Genomic DNA, 6,352 nt, shown 5'->3' on the forward strand with positions numbered 1-6,352 from the left:
GTTGGCAGTAGGCTTTTTAGTAAGGTAAACTTCCGTCTTCTCCGATATTATTTAGGTAATTTAAAACTGTTAGGTTTTTTCTAATCCAATATTCTGCTTCAACATCAAAAAATATTTTTAAACACGCAATTATTGTTGAAGTTAGATGTTGGAAGTTTTCAACTAATTCTGCTATATCGTGCTCGTATAATTCATAATGTAATTCTGCACCAAATGTTTTTTCACTTTTCGTTTTAATATCATTTAAACTTGGAATTGTAAAACCAATAAACAGGTAATTGCATAGAAATTCAAAATTGCGATGCATTGCTTCAAAATATATCAAATCAGAACTCTCAATTCCAAGATGGAAGTCTCTATTAGTATGTTCGGACAAAAATTCTTTATAATATTTTAAGTTAGATAAAAAGAAAATTAATTCATTTTCAAATTGTTTTCTGTTATGTTCATAAGAAAAATAAAGTTTAAAATTTGATAACCCTTCTTTAAGATTAAAAGCAAAGTCTTTTTCAAATTGGAAAGAAAAACTTCCTTGTTTGCTATATTCTATAAATTTCCTTCTTATCCAATGTTTTACCGAAAGAAAATAAATCTCTTGTGCTTGAATATCTGCTAAAAATATAAAAACAGGAACTGCAAATTGGTTCCAGTAATTGGCAGTTGATATTTTTATATCGGATATTGTGTAAGTGTCGGAAGTTGTCCAATCAATTGATTTTCTTGATTTAAGTTGTATGAGAACCAGTTCTCCAGTAAGTTGATTATTTGCATTGACAAGCTCTAAATAACAATCAATTCCATAATCTCTTTCAGTTGTTTCTCGTATTATCCAGTTATTAGGAATTTTTGATTGGAAAAGTTTATATGAATCAGATTCTGAAATATGTTGTTTTGTTCTTTTTGGTAATTCCATATTTTTGGTTTAAGCTTACTGCCAACTAGTATATATGTATGACAAAATCATACAAAGCCACCCAAATATGGGTAGATATGTATGACAAGTGTCATACTTTATTTATTTTCAAATATATTATTTTTTTCTTACAAATCATCAAAAGGACTTTTTATTTGTTGAATGTTTTTTGTACTTACATGAGTATAAATTTCGGTAGTTTTACTACTGCTATGACCCAGTAATTCCTGTATATAGCGCAAATCAGTTCCACTTTCTAATAAGTGGGTGGCATAGCTGTGACGTAACCAATGTAAGGTAACGGGTTTAGTATTGCCTGCTTTTTTTAAGGCCTGTTTTAATACACTTTGTAAACTTTGTTCAGAATATTGTTCTCCTGCATTTTGTCCTTCAAACAACCATATTTTAGGTTTATATTCAATGTAATACTCTCGGAGCATTGCTAATATTTTGGGTGATAGTGGTGCGATTCTGTCTTTTTTTCCTTTGGCATTTTTTAATAAAACAATATTTCTTTTGGAATCTATATCAGAGAATTTTAAATTTAAAAGTTCACTTCTTCGCAATCCGCAACTGTAAATCATGCTTAGCATCGTTTTGTGTTTTAAATTGCTGTGTGCTTCCAAAATTGATTTTACTTCTTCCTTACTCAAAACATTAGGAAGAACTTTGGCTCGTTTGGGTCTATGAATTTTGTCTATCATCATTTTAGTTTCTCTAATAGTTTGAAAAAAAAGTTTGATAGCATTAACGGTTTGATTTTGATAGGATTCCGAAAGTTTGTTTTTTAATATATACTCATTATTGTAAATAATTACATCTTCATTTGTAATTTCGGTAATAGGTTTTTCTCGATAAAACACCAAAAATGATTTTAGTGCTTCGCTATAGGTTGCAATGCTGCTTTCAGCATAGCGTTTGGAACGCATCCATTGTTTAAACTTTTCGATTTGAGTAATTCCTTCAGGTGATGGAAGCGAATGCGATAGTAGTTTTATCTTAAATCGTTCTCGGTTCTTGTCATTATCAGGAATATGCCAAGCCAGTAAGGACTGACTCCATCTTGCTCCATCGATTTGTTTGATCCTTATAATTAAGTCGGTATTTTTTTCAAAATATACAGCGATTCTGTTATTGCCTTTGTGTTTTGTGAGTTTTGCTGACCAATTCATTTTTAGATATTTAAAACATAAAAATAATTATTTTTCTTATAAATAATTAGGATTAGAACGTTTTTTTTTAACGTAAATAGGGCAAAAAAAGTCCTAAAATTAGCCCTGATCGAGCCGGTATCCTCGTGGAGTGGAACGGAACGAGATAAAGGCGAGAGCAGGAGGGGAGTTTATTATGGAAATCAATCGTTATGCTCCAAAAAAAAGAACACCACTCTTGTAAGAAATGGTGTTTTAAGGTTGGATGTTTTTATTAAAAGAGGGAAGGCTTCGACACGCTCAGCCTGACAACGGAAGTTCAGTTTGAAAACGACACGCTCAGTCTGACCACGGCAACTCATCTTGACACCGTTAAGCTGTTTGATTTCTAAAAACCAAGTTGCCGTCAAATGCATCCAGTAAAATGATACTGTCTGTGGTGATTTGACTGCCTAGAATTTCTTTGGAAAGGCTGTTGAGCACTTCTCTTTGGATGATTCTCTTGACAGGGCGGGCACCAAATTGCGGGTCATAACCTTTGTGTGATAAATAGTCGATGGCCTCTGGCGTAGCGTCCATGGTGATGCCTTGTAAGGCTAGCATTTTGATCACAGATTTGAGTTGGATACCCACGATTTGTTTAATGTTTTCGGTAGTAAGCGGGGTGAAGAGCACGATCTCGTCAATACGGTTGATGAATTCTGGGCGCACGGTTTGTTTTAGTAATCCCAGCACTTCAGTTTTTGCGGCTTCGGTAGCGGCTTCAATGCCACCTTTGAGGTTCTCAAATTTCTCTTGTATAATCTGGCTTCCCATGTTGGAGGTCATGATGATGATGGTATTCTTGAAATCGGCTAGACGTCCTTTATTGTCGGTCAAACGACCTTCATCCAACACTTGAAGTAAGATATTGAAAGTATCTGGATGTGCTTTTTCAATTTCATCCAGCAAAATCACAGAGTAGGGACGACGGCGCACGGCTTCAGTCAACTGCCCACCTTCATCATAGCCCACGTATCCTGGAGGTGCACCCACCAATCGGCTCACACTGTGGCGTTCTTGGTACTCACTCATATCGATACGGGTCATGGCGTTTTCGTCGTCAAAAAGGTATTCCGCTAGGGCTTTAGCCAATTCGGTTTTACCCACACCAGTTGTACCTAGGAAAAGGAAGGTTCCTACGGGTTTCTTCAAGTCTTGCAATCCAGCACGAGAACGACGCACGGCATCACTCACGGCTTCGATGGCTTCCTCTTGTCCTACGACACGGTGGTGCAATTCTTCTTCCAGATGCAATAGTTTTTCGCGCTCGCCTTGGAGCATTTTCATTACTGGAATTCCAGTCCATTTGGCTACTACTTCGGCAATGTCTTCACGGGTTACTTCTTCTTTAATCAACGAACTTCCATCGGCTTGATTGTCGGCTAAGTCTTTGTGTAAAAGGTCGAGTTGCTCTTGGGCTTCTTTGATTTTTCCGTAACGAATTTCGGCTACTTTTCCGTAATCGCCTTCACGTTCCGCACGTTCGGCTTCGTATTTATAATCTTCAATCTCTTTTTTAACGGCTTGGATGTTGTCTACTACATCTTTTTCTGATTTCCATTTGGTGTAAATCTGGTTGCGCTCTTCTTTGAGGTTTGCCAAATCCATTCCTAAGATTTTAATCTTGCTTTCGTCTTTTTCACGTTTGATCGCTTCGATTTCGATTTCGAGTTGCATGATTTTACGATCCAAAACATCGAGTTCTTCAGGTTTTGAGTTGATTTCCATACGGATTTTTGACGCTGCTTCGTCCATTAAATCAATGGCTTTGTCTGGCAAAAATCGATTCGTAATATACCGTTGCGATAATTCCACCGCAGCAATAATGGCCTCGTCTTTGATTTGGACTTTATGATGTGTTTCGTATTTTTCTTTAATTCCACGAAGGATTGAAATGGCACTTTCGGTATCAGGTTCTTCGATGATGATTTTCTGGAAACGACGTTCTAGGGCTTTGTCTTTTTCGAAATATTTTTGGTATTCGTCCAAAGTCGTTGCACCAATGGCACGAAGTTCACCACGAGCCAATGCTGGTTTCAAGATATTCGCCGCATCCATGGCACCTTCGCCACCACCAGCACCTACAAGCGTGTGTATTTCGTCAATAAAAAGGACGATATCCCCTTCGGCAGCAGTTACTTCTTTGACAACCGCTTTCAAGCGTTCTTCAAATTCTCCTTTGTATTTGGCTCCTGCAATTAAGGCTCCCATATCCAGTGAGAAAACAATTTTGTTTTTTAGGTTATCTGGTACATCGCCATCTACAATTCTATGTGCTAAACCTTCGGCAATGGCGGTTTTACCCACACCAGGTTCGCCCACAAGCATTGGGTTGTTCTTGGTACGACGGGTTAAGATTTGTAAAACTCTACGAATTTCCTCATCACGACCAATTACTGGATCGAGTTTGCCTGATTTGGCCAACTGATTCAAGTTTTTGGCGTATTTGTTTAAGGAATTGTAGGTTTCCTCAGCAGAAGCCGAAGTTACACGTTCGCCTTTACGTAATTCTTCGATAGCGGCTTTTAAACCTTTTTCGGTTACCCCTTGGTCTTTAAGGATTTGGGCAACCTTACTTTTTGAACCAAAAATAGCCAAGATTAAATGTTCGATAGAAACGTATTCATCGTTCATCTTTTGTGCCATGTTTTCGGCTTCGTTTAGTGTGGTGCCTGCGGCTCTTGAAAATTGGATTTCGCCACCTGTTACTTTTGGAAAACTTTCAATCGTACTATCCAATATTTGCAAAAACAAGGGCACGTTGACATTCAGTTTTTTCAAGATAAAAGGCGCTACGTTTTCATCTACTTCAAAGATGGCTTTAAAGAGGTGTTCGTTTTCTATTTGTTGCTGACCCACTCTTTGGGTAAGCTGTTGCGAGAGCTGGATGGCTTCTTGCGATTTTATGGTAAATTTATTTATGTTCATCTTTTTGTTGATTTGGTTTAAACTTAATACTTAACTTTGCAGAGATTGGGTCAAAATATATTCCATTTCAAATTTACGGACAAAACGGCGTAAAAAAGCTGATTTTTATCAGTTTTATATGTCAAAACGTCATAAAACAATACGAATTATGAGTTTTTTGAAAAATATCTTCGGGAGCAGTGAAGCTCCAAAACAGAATACAAGTAAAGTTAACTGGATTGAATTGAATGATTTAGCTCAGTTGCAAGAAATTGTAACGTTATCAGAACAAAATCCAGTAGCGATTTTCAAACACAGTACACGTTGTAGCATCAGTAGAATGGCGTTGAAACAGTTTGAGAATGAATTTGATTCGGAAGAAAAGGTTACACCTTATTTTTTGGATTTATTGGAACACCGCGATATTTCAAACGAAATTGCCTCTCGTTTTGGGGTAATGCACCAATCACCACAATTGATTGTAATTAAAAATAGAGAAGCGGTTTATCATGTTTCACATAGCGATATTGATGCGGAGGCGTTGAAGAATCTTTAGTTTTTTAGTTACGGATTAAAAAGGGTTTTTAATACATTTCGTCTACGCTTACTGCAAGTTTGATTCATAGACTTTTCTTTGTGTTTAAGTCGCCTTGATTAGGATAGAAAATCATATCTATAAAGTACTTTATAACTTAAAGCTACGAATTCACGAATTAAAATAGTTTTATTCGTGAATTCGTAGCTTATTTTTTTATCCTAAAAATTTGTTTTTAATCTCGGCTGTAGGAATCATGCAGCTTTCTTTTTTACCGTACCATTTGTAGCGGTTTTTAGCGATGTAATCATAAATTCGATCACTTAATCCAGAAGGGAGTATTTTGAAAATACCTAATACCCCAATCATTCCTCCTAATTCGCCTGCAATAGTTAAAGCAGCTTGCGATTTATAGTAATAAGCATTTCCAGGTTCATATAAGACGATACTATCCGTTTTGTTAGTATTGATCCCGAGATACTGAATGATTTCTTTTCCTAACTCAGACTGCAACGCCACAAAACGAAAAACATCCTTTTTGTCGTTTTTAAGAATAAATTGTACTGAAGCATCACACAGGTTACATACACCATCAAAGAGGATGATCTTTTTGTCGTTCGGTAGGTTTTGTAGTTGTTCTAGCGTCATTAGGTTTTTTTGTTTTTATGCCAGATTGCATCCATTTTACAAAAATAAAAAGAAATAAGGTAGTGTGAAATTTGTACTCTCAAAGGTATGGTATTGGAATAGACATTAAGGAAATTTATAAAGTTATTTTACCACTCTTTTTAAACTATTGAGACG

The 6,352-nt window shown here is 36.3% G+C and carries 5 protein-coding genes; 1 reads left to right on the top strand and 4 read right to left on the bottom strand.

The window, feature by feature from the left end:
* Positions 1–16: 16 nt before the first annotated feature.
* The 3 genes from WBQ70_RS02185 to clpB all read right to left on the bottom strand — a co-directional run bounded on the left by WBQ70_RS02185 (position 17) and on the right by clpB (position 5,034).
* Positions 17–913 carry a DUF4365 domain-containing protein gene (locus WBQ70_RS02185; RefSeq protein WP_423909945.1) on the bottom strand — a complete coding sequence of 299 codons (897 nt, stop codon included), beginning with the start codon at positions 911–913 and terminating at the stop codon, positions 17–19.
* Between the two features lie 128 nt (positions 914–1,041).
* Positions 1,042–2,085 carry a tyrosine-type recombinase/integrase gene (locus tag WBQ70_RS02190; RefSeq protein WP_423909948.1) on the bottom strand — a complete coding sequence of 348 codons (1,044 nt, stop codon included), beginning with the start codon at positions 2,083–2,085 and terminating at the stop codon, positions 1,042–1,044.
* A 351-nt stretch (positions 2,086–2,436) separates the two neighbouring features.
* Positions 2,437–5,034 (bottom strand): ATP-dependent chaperone ClpB, encoded by a 2,598-nt coding sequence (gene clpB, locus WBQ70_RS02195; RefSeq protein ID WP_423909951.1) that lies wholly within the window; start codon positions 5,032–5,034, stop codon positions 2,437–2,439.
* A 148-nt stretch (positions 5,035–5,182) separates the two neighbouring features.
* Here clpB and ytxJ point away from each other — a divergent pair, with 148 nt between their 5' ends.
* A complete protein-coding gene (gene ytxJ / locus WBQ70_RS02200; RefSeq protein WP_423909954.1) occupies positions 5,183–5,569 on the top strand; it encodes a bacillithiol system redox-active protein YtxJ in 387 nt (128 codons plus the stop codon).
* A gap of 195 nt (positions 5,570–5,764) precedes the next feature.
* Here the strand turns inward: ytxJ and WBQ70_RS02205 are convergent, their stop codons facing one another.
* Complete coding sequence (locus tag WBQ70_RS02205; protein WP_423909956.1) at positions 5,765–6,196, bottom strand: thiol-disulfide oxidoreductase DCC family protein; 432 nt, start codon at positions 6,194–6,196, stop codon at positions 5,765–5,767.
* Positions 6,197–6,352 lie beyond the last annotated feature (156 nt).

The organism is Flavobacterium sp., assembly GCF_049590715.1.
Classification (GTDB): Bacteria; Bacteroidota; Bacteroidia; order Flavobacteriales; family Flavobacteriaceae; genus Flavobacterium.